Origin of the sequence: Dietzia maris (genome assembly GCF_014144855.1) — a bacterium.
Taxonomy (GTDB): Bacteria; Actinomycetota; Actinomycetes; order Mycobacteriales; family Mycobacteriaceae; genus Dietzia; species Dietzia kunjamensis.
This window is the reverse complement of sequence record NZ_JAALDN010000544.1, coordinates 1-1,228: the sequence shown is the minus strand read 5'-3', so window position 1 is coordinate 1,228 and position 1,228 is coordinate 1. Positions and strand designations below refer to the sequence as shown.

Sequence of the window (1,228 nt, the reverse complement as noted above, 5' to 3'; positions counted from 1 at the left end):
CGCCCGGCGCCGGCGAGGACGCCGACACCGTCGCGGCGGCGCGCTGATCCGGCCGCCGCGGCGCGTTCCCGCATCGAGAAGACAGTTCCGCACACCCGCTCTCGGCCGTCGTGTGCGGAACTGTCTTCTCGCTGGCGACGCTGGCGACGATGGCGACGTGGGTGGCCGCGCCGCGCGGCGGGATTGTCAGGGGCGGTCGTAGCTGATGTTCTCCCGCGGGGTGCCGGCCGCGACGAGACCGCGGACCGTCGCGCGCAGCATCTCGGGTGAGCCCGAGACGATGACCTGCCGGTCGGCCCACGATCCCCACTGCGTGACCGCCCGGACCAGGGTGCCGGTCTGCCGACGGTGCAGGGTGCGGGGAAGGTCCTGCCGGGGGCCGGCCCACCAGGGGTCCTCGTCCTCCTCGGCGACGGGCTGGATCGTCAACCACGGGGCGGTGGCGGCGAGGTCGACCAATGTCGGCAGGTCGTAGAGGTCGCCGGGGAAGCGGGCCCCGTAGAACAGGTGGACCCGCGGGTTGTCGGCGTGGCGCATCATGTCCAGCAGCAGGCACCGCAGGGGCGCGATCCCGGTGCCGCCGGCGATCATGAGCACGTCCCGGGTCGGCTCGGACCGGTCGACCTCGAGCATCCCCAGGGGACGGGCGAGCACCCAACGGTCACCGACGCCGACGCTGCGGACCAGTGAGCCGCTGAGCGCGCCGCCGGGCACGTCGCGGACGTGGAACTCGATCTGCCCGGCCGGGTTCGACGGGATCGACGGGCTGAGCCGCCGCCACACGCCGGGCGCGTAGGGCGTGAGCACGCTGAGGTACTGCCCCGGGTGGTAGTCGACCATCACGTCGCTGATGAGCCGCACCACCACCACGTCCCGGGTGGGTCGCAGGATCTCCACCACGGTCGCTCCGACGCGCGCGGGGCCCTCGTCGGCGGCGGCGCCCTGTTGCAGGGCGGTCGAGAGCACCCGGTAGGCGGTGCCCAGGGTGGTCTCCAGCCGGTCGTTCCAGGCGCGTCCGGCGAGGTAGCGCAGGGTGTGGGCCAGCGCCTCCCCGAAGCGCCGGTGGTGCCCGGGCGTCAGTTCGAGTTTGCGGTGATCGGCGCCCAGGTGGCGGGCGAACTCGACGACCTCATCGACCTTGGCGCGGTCGCCGCGCGCGTACTCGGTGGTCTCGAACGCCCACCGCATCGCCCGCGCGAAGTCCCGGAGTACCGGCGTGGCGTCGCGG

At 73.9% G+C, this 1,228-nt stretch carries 1 protein-coding gene; it reads right to left on the bottom strand.

The annotated features are described in order from the left end of the window. Positions 1–186 precede the first annotated feature (186 nt). On the bottom strand, positions 187–1,228 hold a 1,042-nt coding region (locus G6024_RS15990; RefSeq protein WP_159149155.1), incomplete at its 5' end, for an FAD-binding oxidoreductase.